20 protein-coding genes are annotated in these 18,894 nt (G+C 64.2%); 6 read left to right on the top strand and 14 right to left on the bottom strand.

The genetic code is table 11. From position 1 onward, the window contains the following. Window positions 1–19 precede the first annotated feature (19 nt). Together ABSY17_RS19420 and ABSY17_RS19425 are read left to right on the top strand one after the other, a co-directional pair. The gene (locus ABSY17_RS19420; RefSeq protein ID WP_378944214.1) at window positions 20–271 is read left to right on the top strand and encodes an AbrB/MazE/SpoVT family DNA-binding domain-containing protein; all 252 of its coding nucleotides are present in this window, start codon (window positions 20–22) and stop codon (window positions 269–271) included. Beyond that, complete coding sequence (locus ABSY17_RS19425; protein ID WP_378944217.1) at window positions 268–666, top strand: type II toxin-antitoxin system VapC family toxin; 399 nt, start codon at window positions 268–270, stop codon at window positions 664–666. Before ABSY17_RS19420 ends, ABSY17_RS19425 begins: the two co-directional genes overlap by 4 nt. A 16-nt stretch (window positions 667–682) precedes the next feature. Here the strand turns inward: ABSY17_RS19425 and ABSY17_RS19430 are convergent, their stop codons facing one another. The 7 genes from ABSY17_RS19430 to ABSY17_RS19460 all read right to left on the bottom strand — a co-directional run bounded on the left by ABSY17_RS19430 (window position 683) and on the right by ABSY17_RS19460 (window position 8,773). Further along, window positions 683–1,033, bottom strand: a complete 351-nt coding sequence (locus tag ABSY17_RS19430) for an MliC family protein (RefSeq protein WP_378944220.1) — start codon at window positions 1,031–1,033, stop codon at window positions 683–685. Between the two features lie 74 nt (window positions 1,034–1,107). Beyond that, on the bottom strand, window positions 1,108–2,859 hold the full coding sequence (locus ABSY17_RS19435; protein WP_378944222.1) for a VWA domain-containing protein: 1,752 nt from the start codon (window positions 2,857–2,859) through the stop codon (window positions 1,108–1,110). A 152-nt stretch (window positions 2,860–3,011) separates the two neighbouring features. After that, entirely contained in the window at window positions 3,012–4,541 is a 1,530-nt protein-coding gene (locus tag ABSY17_RS19440) for an ABC-F family ATP-binding cassette domain-containing protein (RefSeq protein WP_378944225.1), read from the bottom strand. A gap of 407 nt (window positions 4,542–4,948) precedes the next feature. Further along, a complete protein-coding gene (locus ABSY17_RS19445; RefSeq protein ID WP_378944228.1) occupies window positions 4,949–6,160 on the bottom strand; it encodes a VWA domain-containing protein in 1,212 nt (403 codons plus the stop codon). A gap of 74 nt (window positions 6,161–6,234) precedes the next feature. Then, on the bottom strand, window positions 6,235–7,197 hold the full coding sequence (locus tag ABSY17_RS19450) for a GlxA family transcriptional regulator (protein ID WP_378944230.1): 963 nt from the start codon (window positions 7,195–7,197) through the stop codon (window positions 6,235–6,237). A gap of 70 nt (window positions 7,198–7,267) precedes the next feature. Then, the gene (folD, locus tag ABSY17_RS19455; protein WP_378944233.1) at window positions 7,268–8,164 is read right to left on the bottom strand and encodes a bifunctional methylenetetrahydrofolate dehydrogenase/methenyltetrahydrofolate cyclohydrolase FolD; all 897 of its coding nucleotides are present in this window, start codon (window positions 8,162–8,164) and stop codon (window positions 7,268–7,270) included. Window positions 8,165–8,278: 114 nt separating this feature from the next. Then, complete coding sequence (locus ABSY17_RS19460) at window positions 8,279–8,773, bottom strand: hypothetical protein (RefSeq protein ID WP_378944236.1); 495 nt, start codon at window positions 8,771–8,773, stop codon at window positions 8,279–8,281. A gap of 154 nt (window positions 8,774–8,927) precedes the next feature. Between ABSY17_RS19460 and ABSY17_RS19465 the strand changes: the two genes are divergently transcribed. Further along, window positions 8,928–10,043 (top strand): metallophosphoesterase, encoded by a 1,116-nt coding sequence (locus ABSY17_RS19465; RefSeq protein WP_378944238.1) that lies wholly within the window; start codon window positions 8,928–8,930, stop codon window positions 10,041–10,043. A gap of 64 nt (window positions 10,044–10,107) precedes the next feature. Then, window positions 10,108–10,923 (top strand): pyrroline-5-carboxylate reductase, encoded by an 816-nt coding sequence (proC, locus tag ABSY17_RS19470; protein WP_378944241.1) that lies wholly within the window; start codon window positions 10,108–10,110, stop codon window positions 10,921–10,923. Between the two features lie 3 nt (window positions 10,924–10,926). On the opposite strand, the gene ABSY17_RS19475 is transcribed toward proC, so the two are convergent. From ABSY17_RS19475 to modA, 4 genes are read right to left on the bottom strand one after another with little or no spacing between them, the layout of a single operon-like run. Further along, a complete protein-coding gene (locus ABSY17_RS19475) occupies window positions 10,927–11,268 on the bottom strand; it encodes a winged helix-turn-helix domain-containing protein (protein WP_378944244.1) in 342 nt (113 codons plus the stop codon). A 15-nt stretch (window positions 11,269–11,283) separates the two neighbouring features. After that, window positions 11,284–12,396, bottom strand: a complete 1,113-nt coding sequence (gene modC, locus ABSY17_RS19480; protein ID WP_378944246.1) for a molybdenum ABC transporter ATP-binding protein — start codon at window positions 12,394–12,396, stop codon at window positions 11,284–11,286. Beyond that, the gene (gene modB, locus ABSY17_RS19485; protein WP_378944249.1) at window positions 12,393–13,094 is read right to left on the bottom strand and encodes a molybdate ABC transporter permease subunit; all 702 of its coding nucleotides are present in this window, start codon (window positions 13,092–13,094) and stop codon (window positions 12,393–12,395) included. Before modB ends, modC begins: the two co-directional genes overlap by 4 nt. Window positions 13,095–13,112: 18 nt before the next feature. Next, window positions 13,113–13,919 carry a molybdate ABC transporter substrate-binding protein gene (gene modA / locus ABSY17_RS19490; RefSeq protein WP_378944251.1) on the bottom strand — a complete coding sequence of 269 codons (807 nt, stop codon included), beginning with the start codon at window positions 13,917–13,919 and terminating at the stop codon, window positions 13,113–13,115. A 273-nt stretch (window positions 13,920–14,192) separates the two neighbouring features. Here modA and ABSY17_RS19495 point away from each other — a divergent pair, with 273 nt between their 5' ends. After that, window positions 14,193–15,044 carry a sulfite exporter TauE/SafE family protein gene (locus tag ABSY17_RS19495; RefSeq protein WP_378944253.1) on the top strand — a complete coding sequence of 284 codons (852 nt, stop codon included), beginning with the start codon at window positions 14,193–14,195 and terminating at the stop codon, window positions 15,042–15,044. An 81-nt stretch (window positions 15,045–15,125) separates the two neighbouring features. On the opposite strand, the gene pcaF is transcribed toward ABSY17_RS19495, so the two are convergent. Genes pcaF through ABSY17_RS19510 form a run of 3 tightly spaced genes read right to left on the bottom strand, consistent with a single transcriptional unit; the run spans window position 15,126 to window position 17,987 of the window. Beyond that, entirely contained in the window at window positions 15,126–16,331 is a 1,206-nt protein-coding gene (gene pcaF, locus ABSY17_RS19500) for a 3-oxoadipyl-CoA thiolase (RefSeq protein ID WP_378944256.1), read from the bottom strand. Then, window positions 16,324–17,133: a CoA-transferase subunit beta gene (locus tag ABSY17_RS19505; RefSeq protein ID WP_378944259.1), complete on the bottom strand. Its 810-nt coding sequence runs from the start codon at window positions 17,131–17,133 to the stop codon at window positions 16,324–16,326. Before ABSY17_RS19505 ends, pcaF begins: the two co-directional genes overlap by 8 nt. Beyond that, entirely contained in the window at window positions 17,130–17,987 is an 858-nt protein-coding gene (locus ABSY17_RS19510; RefSeq protein WP_378944262.1) for a CoA transferase subunit A, read from the bottom strand. Before ABSY17_RS19510 ends, ABSY17_RS19505 begins: the two co-directional genes overlap by 4 nt. A gap of 132 nt (window positions 17,988–18,119) precedes the next feature. Between ABSY17_RS19510 and ABSY17_RS19515 the strand changes: the two genes are divergently transcribed. Then, window positions 18,120–18,893, top strand: a complete 774-nt coding sequence (locus tag ABSY17_RS19515) for an IclR family transcriptional regulator C-terminal domain-containing protein (RefSeq protein ID WP_378944265.1) — start codon at window positions 18,120–18,122, stop codon at window positions 18,891–18,893. The last annotated feature ends 1 nt before the right edge of the window (window position 18,894 follow it).

Raw genomic sequence — 18,894 nt, forward strand, 5'->3', positions numbered from 1 at the left:
TTGAAGCTGGAGGTTTGCCATGACCATCCTGACCGTCACGGCCAAGGGCCAGGTAACGCTGCGTAAGGAAGTACTTCAGCATCTGGGCGTCAAGCCCGGGGACAAGATCGCTGTCGAGGTCCTACCTGGCGGCAAGGCGAGCCTCAGTGCGATAAAGTCCAAGCGCGGGCTTGAGGGCTTCATCGGCAGTCTGCACCGATCCGGAGAGCCGGCCCGCTCCCTTGAGGAGATCGACCAGGCGATCCGCAACGGCTGGGCCGGCAAAAGGTGAAGGTCACGCCCGACACCAATGTGCTGGTGCGGATCGCGGTCATGGACGATGATATCCAGACAGCGGCCGCACTGCAGGCCCTCGACAAGGCCGAGATCATCGCCGTGCCGCTGACCACCCTCTGCGAATTCGTCTGGGTGCTGCGGCAGAGCTACAAGCGCCCGGCTGCCGATGTCGCGGCTTCACTTCAAGGACTGCTTGCATCCAGCATCGTCGAGACCAACCGGCCCGCTGCGGAAGCCGGTATCGCAATGCTGCTGGCCGGCGGCGACTTCGCCGACGGGGTCATCGCATTCGAGGGTGCACAGGCAGGCGGAACAACCTTCGTGACCTTTGACCGGAAGGCCGCCGCGCTGGTCAAGAAGCTCGGCGGTGAAGCCGCGATCCCGACCTGAAGGCGGTGGCAGCGCCCTACCTGCTTGCCGTGCAGGAAAAGACGGGCGGGGCGTCCTCGCCCCTGGTCAGGTCGTACAGATCGGCATTGTCACCCTTTGTCCACCAGACATATTGCCGGCCGGCATATCGCGCGCCGCTTGCCGACAACACCGTGACGGCAACGACCGTCCGGTCGTCGAACGTGAGAATGACGAGCGAATTTTCGCCTGCGTTGACATATTCGGCCTTCACGGCCGGGCCGTCGCATTTGTAGGTCACCGTCTGGCGGTCGACCGGCGCATCGCCTGGCAGTTCCAGCGTCACGGTCGTTGCCGCCGCCCTGTTTACGGCAGCGGCGAGGATCAATGCGGTCAGAATCGGGCGCATGGGTGGCCTCCTTCTTCGGGCCCTGCAAACCTCACGATAGCATGAGCGCAAAGCCCCAAGCCGCCCATCTGTGACTACTCGACCATGAGCGGAGCCGAAGCGACCACCCGCTTGCCGTCGGGCGCCTCGAGCACATAACGGACCTCGTATTCGCCCGCCTGCTCCGGGGCGGTGAGCGCCACCCTACGTTCCTCCTGCGCACTCGTTACATACTCGAAGGACAGCTCGCCCGTGGTATCGGCGTGGCCCTTCGGTACCAGGTCGACATAGTCGCCCGTCGCGGCAGGGCCGGTCCATTCGACCTCAAACTGCGCCCCCTTCTCGACGGCTGCGGGAGCCTTGAGGGATGCCTCGACCGGCTTGACCTCCAGCGGCTGCGACGCCAGCACCTGTTTTCCATCGGCGGCCTCGAGCACGTAGCGGATCTGGTATTTTCCGGCGTCGGCGGGCGCGCGCAGCACAACGGTTTCGCTATCCTGCGATTGCTCGACATAGGAGAAGGAAATCTCGCCCGACGTATCAGCGCGGCCTGCCGGAACGAGGTCGACATAGTCGCCGCTTGCGGCGGGTCCCTTCCAGGCGACATTGATCTCGGTGCCGGCCATCACGCTCTGCGGGAAGGACACAGAGGCCGTGGCCTCGGTGACGGCCAGGGGCACGGATACCAGCATCTTGCGGCCATCAGGCGCGGACAGGATGTAGCGCAGCAGATATGGACCGGCCTTGCCAGGAGCCCTCAGGCGGACAGGATTGCTTTCCTTGACGTAGGCAAAGGAGAGCTCGCCGGCAGTCTCGACGTGCCCTTCCGCCACGAGATCGACATAGTCCCCGTCCTGGCCCGGCCCTTTCCACGCGACCTCGAAACCCTGGCCAACGCTGACCGATGCCGGTGCCACGAGCGCATTCTCGGAGGCGACGACCTCGATGCGCGCGCTTGCAAGAACATGGCGCTTGTCGGGCCCTTCCCAGATGTAGCGGATGTCGTAGGCCCCGGGCTCGCCCGGGGCGCGCATGGCCAGGGTGGCGCCTTCCTTGACATAGGCGAAGAACAGCTCACCGCCGATCTCCTCGGTGCCGGCCGGCACGATGTCGATATAGTCGTTCGCGCCGGCAGGGCCGGTCCAGGCGACGTCGAAGCTCTGGCCGATCGTCGGCTTGTCGCCCACCGAGATGCCGGCCTTGGGCAAGGTGACCGGCTGCGGCGTCTCCACCTTGGCGGCGACCGTCTTGCTCAGCGCTTCGCGTAGCTGCGCGGCGTCGTCGGCCTTGATGTACCGGCCACCAGTGGTTTCGGCGAGGCAGGCAACCTGGCGTCCCTCGTCGCGGGAAAGACCAAGGCCGACGACATGGGCAGTGAAATCGACGCCCGACTTTTCCAGCTCCCGGCCGAGCGCGCAGGGGTCGGCGCTGCAGGTCTCCAGACCATCGGTGACCAGCACGACCGTGGCCTTTTCCTCGGTGTAGCGCGTCGCCTCGGCGGCATGGCGCACGGCTTGCGTCAGCGGCGTCTTGCCGAGAAAGCGCATCCTGTCTGCAGCCTCGGTGATCGCGGCGGCGGTGCCCGGCGCAGGCGGAACCACCAGTTCGATGTCGTCGCAGTTGCCCTTCTCGCGGTGGCCATAGGCCATCAGCCCCAGTTCGGCATCCGCCGGCACGGTAGTCAGCACGTTGCGCAGGGTCTCGCGGGCGATTTCGAGTTTCGGCTTGCCATCGATGACACCCCACATCGAGCCGGAAGCGTCGAGCACGATGATGGTGCGTTCGGCCGCCTGAGCGGCGGAGACTATCGCGCACACAAGGGCTGCGGCGGCGAAACGTTTCAGCATGTACCCTCCAAAGGCAAGGCGCGGCGGCACGGCTCGGCCCGTACCGCCTGATCAAGGCGCCCTGTCTATGCGATCAGGGATTGCTTTTCTAGTATTAATACAATCTTTTAGTGCAACAAAGTGCTTGGCCGCGCGGCCCGCGGCCAAGCACGTCAGGCCCTCAGAACGGCCACCTCCTCAAAGAAGTCATCGGGGCTTTCCACTTCGACCAGCCGCTTCTTCTCTATCTGCCAGAAGCGGTTGCCGACGGCGCGGACGAAGCTGCGGTCGTGCGAGACCAGCAGGCAGCTGGCCTCGTGCTTCAGCAATTCGTCTTCCAGCGCCTCCTGGCCGTCGATGTCGAGATGATTGGTCGGCTCATCGAGCAGGTAGAAATTTGGGTTGGTCAGCCTGAGCACCAGCATTCCCAGCCGCGCCTTTTGCCCGCCGGACAGGCGGCCGATGGGGCTCGACTGCATTTCGACATTCATGCCTGCCCCGGCGAGCAAGGTGCGGGCGCGCTGTTCGCCCAGCTCGAAGCGGCGGGTGAGAACGCCAAGCGGCGTATCCTTGTCGGCCAAGTCGGACAGGCCCTGGTCGCCATAGCCGAGCACCAGCGAGGGCGTCGCCTTGACGCCGTCCACGGCGACGTCGGGTGCGGCGATCGCCTGCCTGACCATGTTGACCAGCCGCGTCTTGCCCGCCCCGTTGCGGCCGAGCAGCACCACCCGGTCACCCTGGCGGATCCAGAGCTTGCCGGTCCTGAACAACAGCGTGCCGTCGGGTGTCGTCACCGGCGCATCGTCGAGCGTGACCAGCACCTTGGCATGGGTGCCGCGATTGCCAAGCCTGATGGCGCCAGCCGAGCGCTCCTGATGGGCGGGACGCGCGGCCTCTTCCAGCCGCTCGGCCCGCTCCTTCAGTTGCTTGGTCTTCACCACCAGCAGATCGCTGCCCGAATTGATGCCGATATTGTTGAGCTTGGCGGCCTGGCGGCGCAGCTGCTGGGCCGTCTTCATGTCCTTCTCGAAGCGCCGCGCTTCCGAAGCGTCGATCTCGTCAAGCGCCGCGCGTGCCCGGGTATAAGGCAGCGAAAAGACCTGGGAGTTTTCCGGGCGTAGAAACAGCGTCCGGTTGGTCACCGCATCGAGGAATGCACGGTCGTGGCTGCAGATGACCACCGGCACGTCACGTGGCAGCGCATTCAGCCATTCTTCCAGCTGGCCGATCCGGGCGAGGTCGAGATGATTGGTCGGCTCGTCGAGCAATAGCATGTCGGGCTGGGTCACCCAGACTCGGGCAAGCAGCGCCAGCCGCTGCCAGCCGCCGCTCAGCTGCGACAGAGGCCGCTGGCGCAATGCTTCGGGCACTTCGAGCGACTCAAGCACGACATCGACGCGCCAGCTATCGCTCTCGGCCTGATCGGCGGGCAATGCCTGAAGCACCGCGTCGTAGAAGGTCACGTCTGTCAGGCTGGCCGGAACGTCCTGCTCGACATGGCCGACGCGCAGGCCGCGCGCCCGTGTGATGTCGCCCGATGTCGGCTCGAAGCTGCCGGAGATCGAGCGCAGCAGCGTGGACTTGCCACGGCCATTGGCGGCTACGATGCCGAGACGGTCGCCGGGCTCGATGGCGAGATTGAGGTTGGAGAAAAGCGGCACGCCGATGGTGACGCCGAGGGACCGCAGATTGATCAAGGCCATGTTCGTTCTCTGGTCTGTCCGGACCGTCGCCCGCACCCGATCAAGGGTATGCGCAAAGGGCAAAGCCGGGTCCGGTGGGAAGTTCACGATGCGCGCGAGCACAGGCTCAGCACTGCATCACCACGAAGGGCAGACCGGAAAAGAGAACGCTAGGCGTCTCGTCTGTGGTCAGCCCTGCAAACGCATTTGCAGGGCGTGGACGGGGCCGCGCTGACGATGGTGATAAAAATGCACGATCACGCAGCCCTCCTTTCTTTGACGAGTTGTACTGCCTGAATATCCGTACATCCCGAAAGTTGCAAGCCTGGCGCATCGGCCCGAAAATCAGAATCGATTCTCGGTAAGCACGACGCGCAGATTCAATAGTCTGGTGCGTCCCATGTGCGTCCATTCAGACGCACGGCGCTCTAAGGGATCGTCACTTCACTGCGCTCGCCGGCATGGACGGAAGCCGCCCCCTCCTTCTTGCCGCCGTTGGTCTCGGCCTCGATGACATAGTCGCCGGCCGGCAAGGTCGTCTGGTGCTTGTCGGCGAAGGCGTGGCCGAATTCCTTGCGATTGCCCTGATTGTCCCTGCCAGCGGAAAACACCTTGATCGACGTCGCACCTGGCGCGGTGATCGCGAGTATGCCGGCGTCGATCACGGCCGTTACATCACTGGTCTCGCCGGTGCGGACGCTGAAGGGCTGCTCGACCTCGGCCTGGTCCAGGCGCAGCACGGCGACATAGTCGCCGGCAGGCAGGTCGAAATTCGTGTCCGGCCCCGCCCCTTGCGAAACCTGCTCGCGGCTGCCGCCTGCATTCGTTGCAGTCTTGTAGATCTTCACGTCGAGGCCAGATGCTTCGACTTCTTCACCATCCTGCGCATACAGCACCTTGAGCACGACATGGCCGACGCCGACCTGTTCGGTAGCTTCGGTTGCGGTCTTTACCGGCTCCGCCGGAGTGACTGCCGGTACAGACGCAGGCTCCGGCGCAGGTGCCGGCGCTACCGCAGTCGCGGCAACAGTCTGCGCCAGCGCCGCCTGGAGCCCCCTGGCGTCAGATGCCTGGATGTACTTGCCGCCGGTGTTCTCGGCGAGGCAGGCAACCTGCCTGCCCTCTGTGGCGGTGAGGCCGAAGCCGACGACATCGACAGTGAGGCCAGCACCCGACTGCTTGAGCTCCTTGCCGAGCGCGCAAGGGTCGCCCTTGCAGCTCTCGAGCCCGTCGGTGATCAGGATCACTGTCGCCTTCTGCTTGATGTAGTCGAGGTCTTCCGCCGCCTGCTTGACTGCCGCCGTCAGCGGCGTCTTGCCCTGGAACTTCAGGCTGTCGGCGGCGGCGGTGATGGCGTCCGCCGAGCCTGCCGCGGGCGGGACGACAAGCTCGATATCTGAACAGCTGGCCTTGTCGCGATGGCCATAGGCCATGAGCCCGATCTCTGTGCCGGCGGGCACGGTCTTCAGCACCGAGCGCAAGGCGTCGCGGGCGATCTCCAGCTTGGGCTTGCCGTCGATCTGCCCCCACATCGAGCCCGAGGCATCGAGCACGACGATCGCCCGGTCGGCAGCACTTGCGCTCGCCACAGCCGACAGCAGCGCGGCCGACACCAGGATGCTTCGTGAAAACGCCTTCATGCTGGCCTCGCCGACTCGGTTGGATGGGCGGCGACGCTAATCAACGGGTCCAAGCCTGACAACCCGCCCGTCGATCAATACGTCGTCCGCCGTTCCTCGCTCGGCGGCCGGCCGAACTGCAGCCGGTAGCTCTGGGCGAAGTAGGAATGCGAGGTGAAGCCGGTGGCGATCGCGACATCGAGGATCGGCATGTTGGTCTGGCGCAACAGCTCGCGGGCGCGTTCGAGCCTCAGGCGCATGTAGTATCGCCCCGGCGTGACGTTGAGGTGGCGCAGGAACAGGCGTTCGACCTGGCGGACGGACAGACCGGCGGTCTTGGCGAGTTGCACCGCCGACAGCGGCTCGTCGAGATGATCGGCCATCAGTTCGACGATGCGCTTGAGCTTGTCCGACTTGCCCGAGAGGTCGCGCTCGGGCCCAACGCGCTGGCGGTCGCCGGCCGAGCGGATGCGCTCGTGCTGGAACTGGTTCGCCACCTCGTTGGCGAGATTGGCGCCGAAGTCGCGCTTGACGATCTCGAGCATCAGGTCGATCGAGGTGGTGACACCGGCGCAGGTGTAGCGCTTGCGGTCGATCTCGAAGACGTTGTTGGTGCACTCGATGTCGGGAAACCTCTCCATGAAGCCGGCGCGGTTTTCCCAATGGATGGTGCAGCGGTAGCCGTCGAGCTGCCCGGCCTCGGCAAGCAGGTAGGAACCGACCGAAAGTCCGCCCAGCGAGCCGCCGCGGCGGCCCCAGGAGCGGAGTGCCGCCAGCACCTTGCTCTTGCCGGAGAATTCCGTGGCAACACCGACGCAGACGAAGAGGATGTCGACGGGCGGGATGTCGGCGACGCTGTAGTCGACCTTCAGCGGCAGGCCGTTGGAGGCGATGACCGCTTCCCCATCGGCCGAGACAGTGGTCCAGCTATAGACATCGCGGCCGAGCAGGCGGTTGGCCGACCGACAGGTGTCGATGGCGGCAGCGAGCGTGAACATCGAGAACCGGTCGACAAGGAGGAAGGCGAACTGGCGGCCGACGGCGTGCGATTCCGACATGGCGCAAAATCTACCGAATGCGCCAATTCGGGCAGTTGAGCGGCGCTGGACTGGACAACGCCGCTGTCACTCAGAGCCCCCGGTATTCGAGGCCGGCGTGGCGGTAGGCCGAGACCAGCGTGTTGGCCATCAGCATGGCGATGGTCATCGGGCCGACACCACCGGGAACCGGGGTAATGGCGCCGGCATTCCTTTCGGCCGAGGCGAATTCGACGTCGCCGACCAGCCGCGACTTGCCTTCACCCTTGTCGGGTGCGGGAACGCGGTTGATGCCGACATCGATGACGGTCGCACCCGGCTTGACCCAGTCGCCCTTGATCATCTCGGGTCGACCGACGGCGCCAACGAGAATGTCTGCCGTGCGGCACAGCGCCGGCAGGTCCTTCGTGCGACTGTGGGCAATAGTGACCGTGGCGTTGGCGGCAAGCAGCAGGCTCGCCATCGGCTTGCCGACGATGTTGGAACGGCCGACGACGACAGCGCTCAGGCCCGACAGGTCCTTGCCGTGCCGCTTCTCGATCAAAAGCATCGAACCGGCAGGCGTGCACGGCACCAAGGCCGTGTCGAGTTCGCCGGTTGCCAGCTTGCCGACATTGATGAAGTGGAAGCCGTCGACATCCTTGTCGGGTGCAATCGTCTGGATGATCTTGCCGGCATCGATATGCGCGGGCAGCGGCAACTGCACCAGGATGCCGTGGATATCAGGGTCGGCATTGAGCTTCTCGACCAGCGCCACCAGTTCGGCTTCGGAGGTTTCAGCAGCAAGCGTGTGCTGGACCGAATGGAAGCCGCATTCCTTGGCCGTGCGCGACTTGTTGGCGACATAGACCTGGCTCGCCGGATCCTCGCCGACGATGACCACGGCGAGACCAGGCTTGATGCCGTGCGCGCCAAGTGCCGCAGCGGATTTCTTGACGCCTTCGACGACCTGGGCCGCGGCACTCTTTCCGTCGATGATGTCAGCCATAGGCCACTCCGTGTCATGCGCCTTGCGACGCAAGCATTGCCATCAAACTTCAGGCCGGCAAAGCCACCATTGCGGCGTTCTGTGCCGTAAACTCGAAACCGCTTGGGAGAAATGTCAGAAGTAGCGGCGGGCACGCCGTTCCCTGAGCAGGTTCAACTCGTTGCGGACCTCGCGCAGGCTTTCGCTGATCTCGTCTATCTGGCTCGCTGGCGCCGAGGGCTCCAGATGGGTAGCCGAACTGGGTGCGGGTTGCCAAGGATAATCAACCGGGGCGGCCAACAGTTGGGAGTTGGCGGACGGATCGGGATGAGGCGCGTCGACTGCAGGCTCCGGTGCATAGGCAGCTTCGAAAGGTTCGGTGCGAAGTTCGGGCCGGAAAGTTTCGACAGCTTCCGCAACGGCGTCGGGGGCTGCGCGCTCCCGTTCACGGCAGAAACGCGCCATGCGATGCAAAGTGGCCGGGTCCACCACATCCGCCTCATCGTGCTCGTCAACGACGATCGAAAGCAGCGATGTGTTGCGCAGCGTATTGGCTGTATCGTCCTGCCACCGCGCCAGCAGGGAATGCTTGCGCCGCCATTCATCGTCGCGGTTCGAGGGTTCGGCCATAGTCCTGGACTGTTCCAATGCACTGCGCCAGATCGGGGGTCCGGTCGTTGACCGCACGCTAGACAGGCTTGGAAAACAAAGAGTTAATCTCGCTTCCCCCGGCAGTCGACGCGGCACCCTTGATCGGCATCGGCGGGCAAGTCATTCTTGCCTCATGGCTAACTACGTCACCAGACGTCGTATCCTCGCCCAGACGCTCGGCATTGGCCTCGCGTCACTGCTCAAGGTACCGGCGGCGCGAACTGACAGTTGGCCAAAGGTCGACGCGACATTCCTGTTTGCCGCCGACGTCCATACGTGCCGCATGGGCGACGGCCTCTCCCCGCATTGCCAGGCCGAGGGCAAGACCGACGAAAATCTGCGCCGCCATATCGCGGCCCTGAACGAGGTCGGCGAACTGGCGTGGCCGCGCGAGATCGGCGGCGTGGCGACTGGGCTGGCCGGGGTCGGCCAACGAATCGGCCGGTCGCTCGGTCTGGTGATCGGCGGGGACATGACCGACGATGGCGGCGGACAGGCGATGACGCCACGCGAGGGCACGCAGTTGCTGCAGTTCAGCCAACGCTATCAGCAAGGGGCTGGACCGGACCAGGTGCATGTGCCCGTCTATGTCGGGCTCGGCAACCACGATCTCGACCAGGACGGGCCGCCTGAGCATGTCGACCGGTACCGGCACGAGATGCGCGACTATGTCGAACTCAACCATCGGCCGGGCGTCTTCTTCAAGCCGCTGGTGCCGGTGGCCAACTACGATGCGCTTTCCGACAGCTATTCATGGGACTGGGGCGGTCTGCATCTCGTCCAGGCCCATCGCTTCGCGGGAGATATGACCAAGGGCGCCATCAGCGCGCTTCCCTGGCTGGAAGCGGACCTCAAGACGAAAGCCAGCGACGGGCGTCCGGTGATCCTGTTCCAGCATTATGGCTGGGATCCATTCTCGACTGAAAGATGGGATCCGGCCGCCCACAAATTCGACGCAACGGGCAGCGGCAAGCCGCACTGGTGGAGCGACGACGAGCGGCGCGCACTGAGCGCGGCCATCGATGGCTACAACGTCTTGGGCATCTTCCACGGCCACCAGCACGACACACCGATGATCTATAGGGCTGCCGGGCTCGATCTCTTCAAACCCAAGGCTGCCTTCATGGGCGGGTTCGCGGTGGTCCATATCACCGACGACTTCATGGATGTGGCTCTGGCGGAAGCCACACCGAACGCCGGCATCGCCTTCACCAACGCTTTCAGCAAGAGACTGGACAGCGCACGCTGAGTGGCGCTTGACACTTCCGCCTGAGGCCAAGACGGTCTATGTCAGGGTATTCGGAGGGCATCGAATGACCATCAGACTGATCCTCGCCGGTTGCGGCAACATGGGCTACGCCATGCTCACGGGCTGGCTCAATTCGGGCAAGCTCGCGCCGGCAGAGACCTTCGTGGTCGAGCCCAACGCAGAGTTGCGCGCCCGTGCCGCCGCACTGGGTAGCCGCGTCGCCTCAGAAGTAGGCGGCATCCCCGTCGATGCCGATCCCGAGGTCGTCGTCATTGCGGTCAAGCCGCAAGTCATTCGCGACGTCACATCGGGCTATCGCCGCTTCGGCAATGCCAGGACGACCTTCGTCAGCGTCGCAGCCGGCACGCCCGTCGCTACCTTCACTGAGATCCTGGGATCGAAAACCCCGATCATGCGCTGCATGCCGAACACGCCTGCGGCCATCGGCAAGGGCATGATGGTCCTCTATTCCAACGACCATGTCAGCGCGCAGACGAAGGATTTCGTCGGCGACCTGCTGTCGGCCAGCGGCGAGGTCGCGACCATCGCCGACGAGGGGCTGATGGATGCGGTGACTGCCGTTTCCGGTTCGGGCCCGGCCTATATCTTCCATTTCATCGAGTGCCTTACGGCGGCAGCGGAAAATGCCGGACTGCCGCCCAAGACGGCAGCGCTGCTGGCCATGCAGACGGTCTATGGCGCAGCCAGCCTCGCCGCAGAAAGCCGCGAAGACCCGGCCGTGCTGCGCCGCCAGGTGACCAGCCCGAATGGCACGACGGCCGCGGCGCTCAACGTGCTGATGGGCGAGGACCGACTCAAGAATCTGCTCACCGATGCCGTGGAAGCGGCACGGCTGCGCTCGATCGAGCTCGGCAAATAGGCGCTACTTTGCGGCGATCTCGGCCTGCAGCGCCCTGATGTGCGGTGCTGCCGCTTCGTTTGCGACGCGCTCCATCTCGCGGAATCGGCTGACGACCTGCTCGCCGGCCGCGGTCAACTCGGCGCCGCCTCCACGCTTGCCGCCTGTCTTGGCGGCCACCAGCGGCTTGCCAAAAATTTCCTTGAGCTCTTCGACGAGGTCCCAGGCGCGCTTGTAGGACATCTCCATGGCGCGCGCCGCCGCCGAGATCGAGCCCGTCGCGGCGATCTGTTCGAGCAGTGCCACCTTGCCAGGGCCGAGACGGCCCTTCGGGTCGAGATCTACGCGCAGGCTGAGTGTTGGCATCGGCTACTCCAGTTGTCAGCTGGTTAGCACAAGCGGCGCCCCCGGAGAAAGATTGGCGCGATCGAAGGCAACAGTCTTGATGACGGCAAAGACCTCGCGTCCCAGAGCCAGCTCAAGCGTTTCGAACGACTGGCGGGTGATGCGCGAGACAAGCACGTCACCATGACAGTCAAGGCGCAGATCGACCTGCGCGTCGTTGACCTCGCCGATTTCAGCGATGCGCCCGGGCAGGATATTGAGCGCGCTGAGTCCGCGTGGCAGCTCGGTAGCGATCATGACGTCGCGTGCCCTGACGCGGACACGGACCATGACGCCTTCAGGCACGGCGACGCGCGGCACGCGTATCTCGCCTGCCGCCGCCCCAAGAACGGTCATGCCGAACGCCTCGTCGTGGCAAAGAACCTTCATGTCGAGCACAGCACCGCCCTCGCCCACCTCCTCCGGCGGCAACAGGTCGAGCCGCTGCATGATCGCGGAAGTGGGCCCGGCAGCGGCAACCTTGCCCTCGGCCATCACGACAATGTCGGTGGCGAGGCGGGCAACCTCGGCGATGGAATGGCTGACATAGACGATCGGAATCCTGGTCTCGTCGCGCAGGCGCTCGAGAAACGGCATGATCTCGGCCTTGCGGGCGTCGTCGAGCGAAGCCAGCGGTTCGTCCATCAAAAGCAGCTTCGGGCTTGCCAGCAGCGCGCGGCCAATGGCGACCCGCTGCTTTTCGCCGCCGGAGAGGTGGGCGGGGCGACGCTCCAGCAGGTGGCCGATGCCGAGCATGTCGACGACATGGCCGAAATCGGCGTAGCGCTCGCGGCCCGGCGTGAACCAACGGCCGTAGAGCAGGTTGGAACTGACATTCAGATGGGGAAACAGCCGCGCGTCCTGGAAAACGAAGCCAACGCGGCGCTTGTGGGCGGGAACGAAGATACCGCGTTCGGTGTCGACCAGTGTCCGTTGGCCGATGACGATGCGGCCGGCATCGGGTCGGATGAGACCGGCGATGATGTTGATAAGCGAGGTCTTGCCGGAGCCGGACGGCCCGAACAGCGCTGTCAGATGGCCCGCACTCTCGAATTTTGCGTCGAGGTTCAGCGCGCCAAGCCGGTGGTTGATATCGACGAGCAGCGTCATTCGATGACCATACGGCGGTCGATGCGGCGGGCGAAGGCTTCGGAAACCAACAATGCCGCCATCGAGATGGCGATAGAGATCAGCGTCAGCCGCATCGCACCGGCATCGCCGCCGGGCACTTGCGTAAACGTATAGATCGCCGAGGGCAGTGTCTGGGTTTCGCCGGGTATGTTGGAGACGAAAGTGATGGTGGCGCCGAACTCGCCCATCGCCTTCGCGAAGGAAAGGATCATTCCGGCGACGATGCCCGGTAGGATCAGGGGCAATGTGACGGTCGAGAACACCCAGAGTGGACTTGCGCCGAGCGTGCCGGCGGCCGCCTCCAGCCGGCGATCCACCGCCTCTATTGAGAGACGGATGGCGCGCACCATCAGCGGAAACCCCATGACCGCGCAGGCAAGCGCCGCACCGGTCCAGCGGAACGAGAAGACGATGCCGAAATTCTCGGCAAGGAAGGCACCGATCGGGCCGCGCCGGCCGAAGCTCAACAGGAGAAGATAACCGGTGACGACGGGCGGCATGACGAGTGGCAGGTGGATGATGCCATTGAGCACCGACTTGCCCCAGAATTTTCCACGCGCCAGCAGCAGGGCCGTGAGGATGCCGAAAGGCAGGCTGCCGGCCATCGCCCACAGCCCAACCTTGATCGACAGATGAACCGCATTCCATTCGTCAGGACTGAGGTCCAGCCAGTTCATGCTTGGTAAGACTTTCGCTTAGTTCGACACCACCGGCGCGAGCATAGTGAAACCCTGCGCTTCGAAAAGCTCCTTCACCTTGGCGGATTGAAGATATTTCACATACGCGGCTGCGTCCGCGTTCTTCGAGTCCACTGTTACGCCAACCGGATAGACGATGGGAGGATGCGTCTCTTCCGGGAAAGTGCCGATGATCTTGACGCCCGGCTCAGCCGCAGCGTCGGTCTGGTAGACGATGCCGAGCGGTGCTTCGCCGGTAGACACCAGCTTGAGAGCGGCGCGCACGTTCTCGGCCTGAGCGACCTTACCCTCGACCGATGGCCAGACGCCGAGCTTTTCGAGCGCGGCCTTGCCGTATTTGCCGGCCGGCACGGCCTTGACGTCGCCCATGGCCAGACGTCCGTCGCCGAGGAGCTTGGCGAGATCGAAATTCGGCGCAATGTCGGTGGTCGCGGCCGAATCCTTCGGCGCAACGAGCACGATGCGGTTGCCGAGGAGCTTGACCTCCGAATCGGGCCTGATCATCTTCTTGTCGGAGAGATACTTCATCCAGTCGAGATCGGCGGAGATGAAGACATCGGCTGGCGCGCCCTCTTCGATCTGCTTGGCGAGCGCGGAGCTGGCGGCGTAAGAAGCCGTAGCCGACTTGCCGCTTTCGGCTTTCCAGGCGGCATCGACGGCATCGAGCGCATTCTTGAGGCTGGCCGCAGCGAACACAACCACCTCGCCATCGGCACGTGCCGAAGGCAGGCCGAGCGCCAGCACCGCCGCAAGGCCACCAACCATCGCGGCAAGCCGCACACCAAATCCCCTACGCGTGAACATAGTCACTCCTCCATCACGACAAGGCAGCCCAACTGCCGCCGATTCGTTATATTCATAGGAATATAACACTAGCCGCGCAATTGCCAATCCAGGCGATCAAGAGCACCGCAGCTGCATTCTCGTGCTGATGGCTGGGCGGCTGGCATCGCATTCTGGGGAAGACTGGCCCGACGCTTCATGCCATATGTCGGCCTTCCACTTGGGGAAGCTCAGGCCGCAGCTTGCTGCCGGTTTGCGCCCCATCGCCTTTCACCACTGCAGAGTTCCCCCGACATGTCCGGCATTTCCATGTTCGATCTCATCTGGCTCGCCATCGCCCTGCTTGGCGCCGGCGCCATTACCGGTCTACTCGCCGGCGTCTTCGGTGTCGGTGGCGGCGCAGTCATCGTGCCGGTGCTTTATGAGCTGTTCCGGGTGGTCGGCGTGCCGGAGGAGGTGCGCATGCCGCTTTGCGTCGGCACCTCGCTTGCCATCATCATCCCGACCTCAATCCGCTCTTTCAACGCTCACAAGGCCAAGGGCGCAGTCGACATGACCATCCTCAAGCAATGGGCAGTACCCGTTGTCGTCGGGGTGGTCATGGGCAGCTTCATTGCACGCTACGCGCCGGCCGATCTGTTCAAGGCGGTGTTCGTCATCGTGGCCGGCATCTCCGCCATCCGCCTTCTGTTCGGCAAGGACTCCTGGCGGCTCGGGCTCGACATGCCGGGCAAGCTCATCATGAACATCTACGGCTGGATCATCGGCGTGCTGTCGAGCCTGATGGGCATCGGCGGCGGCCAGCTCTCCAATCTGTTCATGACCTTCTACGGCCGACCCATACACCAGGCGGTGGCAACGTCGTCAGGCCTGGGCGTGCTGATCTCCATCCCCGGCGCACTCGGCTACATCTATGCCGGCTGGCCGCGCGCGGCGGAATATCCTGATGTCGCCGCCCTGCAGTTTCCGCTGTCGCTGGGTTATGTCTCGCTCGTCGGCCTGATCCTGTTCGTGCCGACAAGCGTGCTGACTGCCCCGCTGGGTGCGCGGCTCGCCCATGCACTGTCGAAGCGGAAGCTGGAGGTGGCGTTCGGCATCTTTCTGTTGCTGATCAGCCTGCGCTTCCTGGTCAGCCTGGTAGGCTGACTTCATCAGCATATTCCTTGAAACGAAAAACGCCCGGGCAATGCCCGGGCGTTTTTCGTTTCAGTGAGCGACAGGCGCGGATCAGGCTCTTTCGAGAGCGACCGCGATACCCTGACCGACCCCGATGCACATGGTGGCCAGCGCCAGCTTGCCGCCGCGCAGGCCGAGTTCAAGTGCTGCGGTGCCGGCGATGCGGGCGCCCGACATGCCAAGCGGATGGCCCAGCGCAATGGCCCCGCCATTCGGGTTCACGTGCTCCGCGTCCTCGGCGATGCCAAGCTCGCGGAGCACGGCAATGCCTTGGGAGGCGAAGGCTTCGTTGAGCTCGATGACGTCGAAATCCGACGGCTTGATGCCGAGCCGCGCGCACAGCTTCTTCGTCGCCGGCGCCGGTCCGATACCCATGATGCGCGGGGCGACACCGGCAGCCGCACCGCCGACCACACGGGCAATCGGCGTCAGGCCGTATTTCTTTACAGCGGCCTCGGAAGCGACGATGAGGGCAGCCGCACCGTCATTGACGCCGGAAGCATTGCCGGCGGTTACCGTGCCGCCCTGGCGGAACGGCGTCGGCAGCTTGGCCAGCGTCTCGATGGTGGTGCCGGCGCGCGGATGTTCGTCCTTGGCAACAACGATCGGATCGCCCTTGCGCTGGGGTATCGAAACCGGCGTGATCTCCTTGCCGAGACGGCCATTCTCCTGCGCTGCGACAGCCTTGTTCTGGCTGCGCACGGCAAAGGCATCCTGGTCGGCGCGGGAGACGGAAAAGTCCTCCGCGACGTTCTCGCCGGTCTCGGGCATCGAATCGATGCCGTACTGCTTCTTCATCAACGGGTTGACGAAGCGCCAGCCGATGGTGGTGTCGTGGATCTCGGCATGACGCGAAAAAGCCGCATCCGCCTTTGGCATGACGAAAGGCGCACGGCTCATGCTCTCGACGCCGCCGGCAATCATCAGTTCGGCCTCGCCGGCCTTGATGGCGCGGGCGGCGGCGATCAGGGCGTCCATGCCCGAACCGCACAGCCGGTTGATGGTCGTGCCCGACACAGCCTGCGGCATGCCGGCCAGGAGTAGCGACATGCGAGCAACGTTGCGGTTGTCCTCGCCGGCCTGATTGGCGCAGCCGAAGATGACGTCGTCGACGGCGGCCCAGTCGACCGAAGCATTGCGCTCCATCAACGCCCTGAGCGGCACGGCACCGAGATCGTCGGCACGCACCGACGACAGCGAGCCGCCGAAACGGCCGATGGGCGTGCGGATGTAATCGCAGATATAGGCTTCAGCCATCCTTGGATCCTCTCTTGGCAGAAACCGCCTCGCCCTTGTGGGCAGCGTCGGTGCGCGCCTTTAGATCACGCAGCGTCTGCAATTCCAACTGCGTCGGTGCCGGCGTTTCCTCGAGCTGGTCGGCAAATTTCACCGTCCAGCCGCAGGTCTCCTGGACCTTTTCGCGGGTGACGCCCGGATGCAGCGAAACAACGGTGAATTCCTTGGTCACCGGATCCGGCTTCCAGATCGCCAGATCGGTGATCAAAAGCGTCGGGCCCTTGGTGTCGATGCCTAGACGCTGGCGGTGGTCGCCGCCTTCGCCATGGCCGAAGGATGTGTAGAAATCGATCTTCTCGACCATGCCGCGCTTCGACTGCGCCATGGTGATGTATATTTCCTTCGACGACGTCGCGATTTCCGGCGCGCCGCCGCCGCCCGGCAGGCGGGTCTTGGGATGGGCGTAGTCGCCGATGACAGTGGTGTTGATGTTGCCGAACTTGTCGAGCTGGGCAGCACCAAGGAAGCCGATGGAAATGCGGCCGCCCTGCAGCCAGTAGCGGAACATCTCCGGCACCGAGACGGTGGTGACGGCAGTGTCGCACAACTCGCCGTCGCCGATCGACAGCGGCAGCACGTCGGGTGCGGTGCCGATGGTGCCGGATTCGTAGATCAGCGTGATGTCGGGCGCATGGGTCAGCCGCGCCACGTTGCAGGCGGCCGACGGCGCGCCGATGCCGACGAAGCAGACGTCGTCGTTCTTCAGCGCGCGCGAGGCGGCGATGGTCATCATTTCATTGGGGGTAAAGCCGAGCTCGCTCATGCTGCGTTCCTCAGGTGTTCGACGCGGGCCGCAAAGTCGTCGGCGGTCTTCTCCAGCACATTCTTCTGCATCCACTCACGGAAACGGTCGCGGTCAGCCGCGATCTCATCCCATTCGAGATAGGATGCGTTGTCGCGGATGTAGTAGCCATGCGCGTAGGACGGATGCGCGCCGCCTGGCACGACGGAAATCGCCGTGACCGACCAGTTCGGCAGGACGGTCAGGTTCGGGTGCAGGTCGTCGAAATCGTCGACCACTTCCTCGACGGTGACCACGGCGCGCTTGGCAGCGAGGGCTGCTTCCTTCTGGATGCCGATGATGCCCTCGACCAGCACGTCGCCGCGCTTGTTCGCCTTCTGGGCGTGGATGAAGGTGACGTCGGGACGAACCGACGGAACGGCGGCCAGCACCTCGCCGGTGAACGGACAGGTCACCGACTTGATATTCGGGTTGACCTTGGCGAGTTCAGCGCCGCGATAACCGCGGAATATGGCGCAAGGCAGCCCCGCCGCACCCGCTTCATAGGCATTGGCCATGGCGGCGTGGCTGTGCTCCTCGATCTCCAGCGCATGCGGAAAACCATTCTCGACCGCGTCGCGCAGACGGCGCAGCAGGCCGACGCCAGGATTGCCGGCGTAGGAGAAGATCGCCTTCCTGGCCATGCCCATGCCGATCATCTGGTCGTAGACCAGGTCCGGCGTCATGCGCACCAGCGTCAGATCCTTGAAACCCTGGCGGATCGCCTCATGCGCAGCCGCGGTGGGAATGAGGTGCGTGAACCCTTCGAAGGCCACGGTGTCGCCGTTGTTGAGATTGTCGGCGACTGCCTTCGACAGGGGGAGAAATTTGGTCATCGCGTTTCGTCCCGATTGTCAAAAGTTCGCATTGCGAACATTTGTTTTGTATGCGATACATTCTTGATCCAAGATGACCACGGAGTCAATCAACCGGCTCCGCGCAGACAAAGTATTTCGGGAAAGGCATCGATGAGCGACGAGGAAACCAGCCGCGACCACGTCACCTCGCTGGAACGCGGGCTGGCGGTGATGGAGATCCTCGCCGCCAATCCGGCCGGACTGACGCTTACCGAGACGGCCGAAAAGGCAGGGCTCACCCGCGCCGGCGCGCGGCGTTTCCTACTGACGCTGGTGGCGACTGGTTACGCCGTGCAGGCGGGCCGGAACTTTTCCTTGTCGCCGCGGCTGCTGACACAGGCCCGCATCTGGCTACATGGCGTACCACTTTGGACATTCGCCGAGCCGTTCATGCGCGAGACGGCAGCCAGATTGCACGAATCCTGCTCGGCCGCGACGCTTTCCGGCGAAGACATGGTCTATGTCGCGCGCGTGCCGGGGCCGCGCATCATCGGCGTCGACCTGCAGGTCGGCGCCCACCTGCCCGCCCATTGCACGGCGATGGGACGCGTTCTCCTGTCAGGTCTTGGCGACAAGGAGTTCGAAGCCTTCCTGGCAAGGGCAAGGATCGAACCTCGTACACCAAAGACCACGACCGACAGGAAGAGGCTTGCCGAGATCGTCGCCAAGGTTCGCGCGGACGGCTATGCCATCGTCGACGAGGAACTCGAAATCGGCCTGCGCTCGATTGCCGTTCCGCTGCGCGACCGCTCAGGCGCGATCGTCGCGGCAATCAACGTCTCGACGCAGAGCGCGCGTCACACGCCGGCCGAGATGGAAGCCGAGATCCTGCCGATACTCCAACAGACGGCAGCAAGGATCAGCGACTTCTTTGTAGTCCAGTAGG

The organism is Mesorhizobium sp. ANAO-SY3R2 (assembly GCF_042466635.1).
Lineage (GTDB): Bacteria > Pseudomonadota > Alphaproteobacteria > Rhizobiales > Rhizobiaceae > Aminobacter.

What these genes read in the sequence shown, in the direction of transcription:
- ABSY17_RS19420 (WP_378944214.1), top strand. Translation starts at nt 20, where the DNA reads ATGACCATCCTGACCGTCACGGCCAAGGGCCAGGTAACGCTGCGTAAG.
- ABSY17_RS19430 (WP_378944220.1), bottom strand. Translation starts at nt 1,033, where the DNA reads ATGCGCCCGATTCTGACCGCATTGATCCTCGCCGCTGCCGTAAACAGG.
- ABSY17_RS19435 (WP_378944222.1), bottom strand. Translation starts at nt 2,859, where the DNA reads ATGCTGAAACGTTTCGCCGCCGCAGCCCTTGTGTGCGCGATAGTCTCC.
- ABSY17_RS19440 (WP_378944225.1), bottom strand. Translation starts at nt 4,541, where the DNA reads ATGGCCTTGATCAATCTGCGGTCCCTCGGCGTCACCATCGGCGTGCCG.
- ABSY17_RS19445 (WP_378944228.1), bottom strand. Translation starts at nt 6,160, where the DNA reads ATGAAGGCGTTTTCACGAAGCATCCTGGTGTCGGCCGCGCTGCTGTCG.
- ABSY17_RS19450 (WP_378944230.1), bottom strand. Translation starts at nt 7,197, where the DNA reads ATGTCGGAATCGCACGCCGTCGGCCGCCAGTTCGCCTTCCTCCTTGTC.
- folD (WP_378944233.1), bottom strand. Translation starts at nt 8,164, where the DNA reads ATGGCTGACATCATCGACGGAAAGAGTGCCGCGGCCCAGGTCGTCGAA.
- ABSY17_RS19460 (WP_378944236.1), bottom strand. Translation starts at nt 8,773, where the DNA reads ATGGCCGAACCCTCGAACCGCGACGATGAATGGCGGCGCAAGCATTCC.
- ABSY17_RS19465 (WP_378944238.1), top strand. Translation starts at nt 8,928, where the DNA reads ATGGCTAACTACGTCACCAGACGTCGTATCCTCGCCCAGACGCTCGGC.
- proC (WP_378944241.1), top strand. Translation starts at nt 10,108, where the DNA reads ATGACCATCAGACTGATCCTCGCCGGTTGCGGCAACATGGGCTACGCC.
- ABSY17_RS19475 (WP_378944244.1), bottom strand. Translation starts at nt 11,268, where the DNA reads ATGCCAACACTCAGCCTGCGCGTAGATCTCGACCCGAAGGGCCGTCTC.
- modC (WP_378944246.1), bottom strand. Translation starts at nt 12,396, where the DNA reads ATGACGCTGCTCGTCGATATCAACCACCGGCTTGGCGCGCTGAACCTC.
- modB (WP_378944249.1), bottom strand. Translation starts at nt 13,094, where the DNA reads ATGAACTGGCTGGACCTCAGTCCTGACGAATGGAATGCGGTTCATCTG.
- modA (WP_378944251.1), bottom strand. Translation starts at nt 13,919, where the DNA reads ATGTTCACGCGTAGGGGATTTGGTGTGCGGCTTGCCGCGATGGTTGGT.
- ABSY17_RS19495 (WP_378944253.1), top strand. Translation starts at nt 14,193, where the DNA reads ATGTCCGGCATTTCCATGTTCGATCTCATCTGGCTCGCCATCGCCCTG.
- pcaF (WP_378944256.1), bottom strand. Translation starts at nt 16,331, where the DNA reads ATGGCTGAAGCCTATATCTGCGATTACATCCGCACGCCCATCGGCCGT.
- ABSY17_RS19505 (WP_378944259.1), bottom strand. Translation starts at nt 17,133, where the DNA reads ATGAGCGAGCTCGGCTTTACCCCCAATGAAATGATGACCATCGCCGCC.
- ABSY17_RS19510 (WP_378944262.1), bottom strand. Translation starts at nt 17,987, where the DNA reads ATGACCAAATTTCTCCCCCTGTCGAAGGCAGTCGCCGACAATCTCAAC.
- ABSY17_RS19515 (WP_378944265.1), top strand. Translation starts at nt 18,120, where the DNA reads ATGAGCGACGAGGAAACCAGCCGCGACCACGTCACCTCGCTGGAACGC.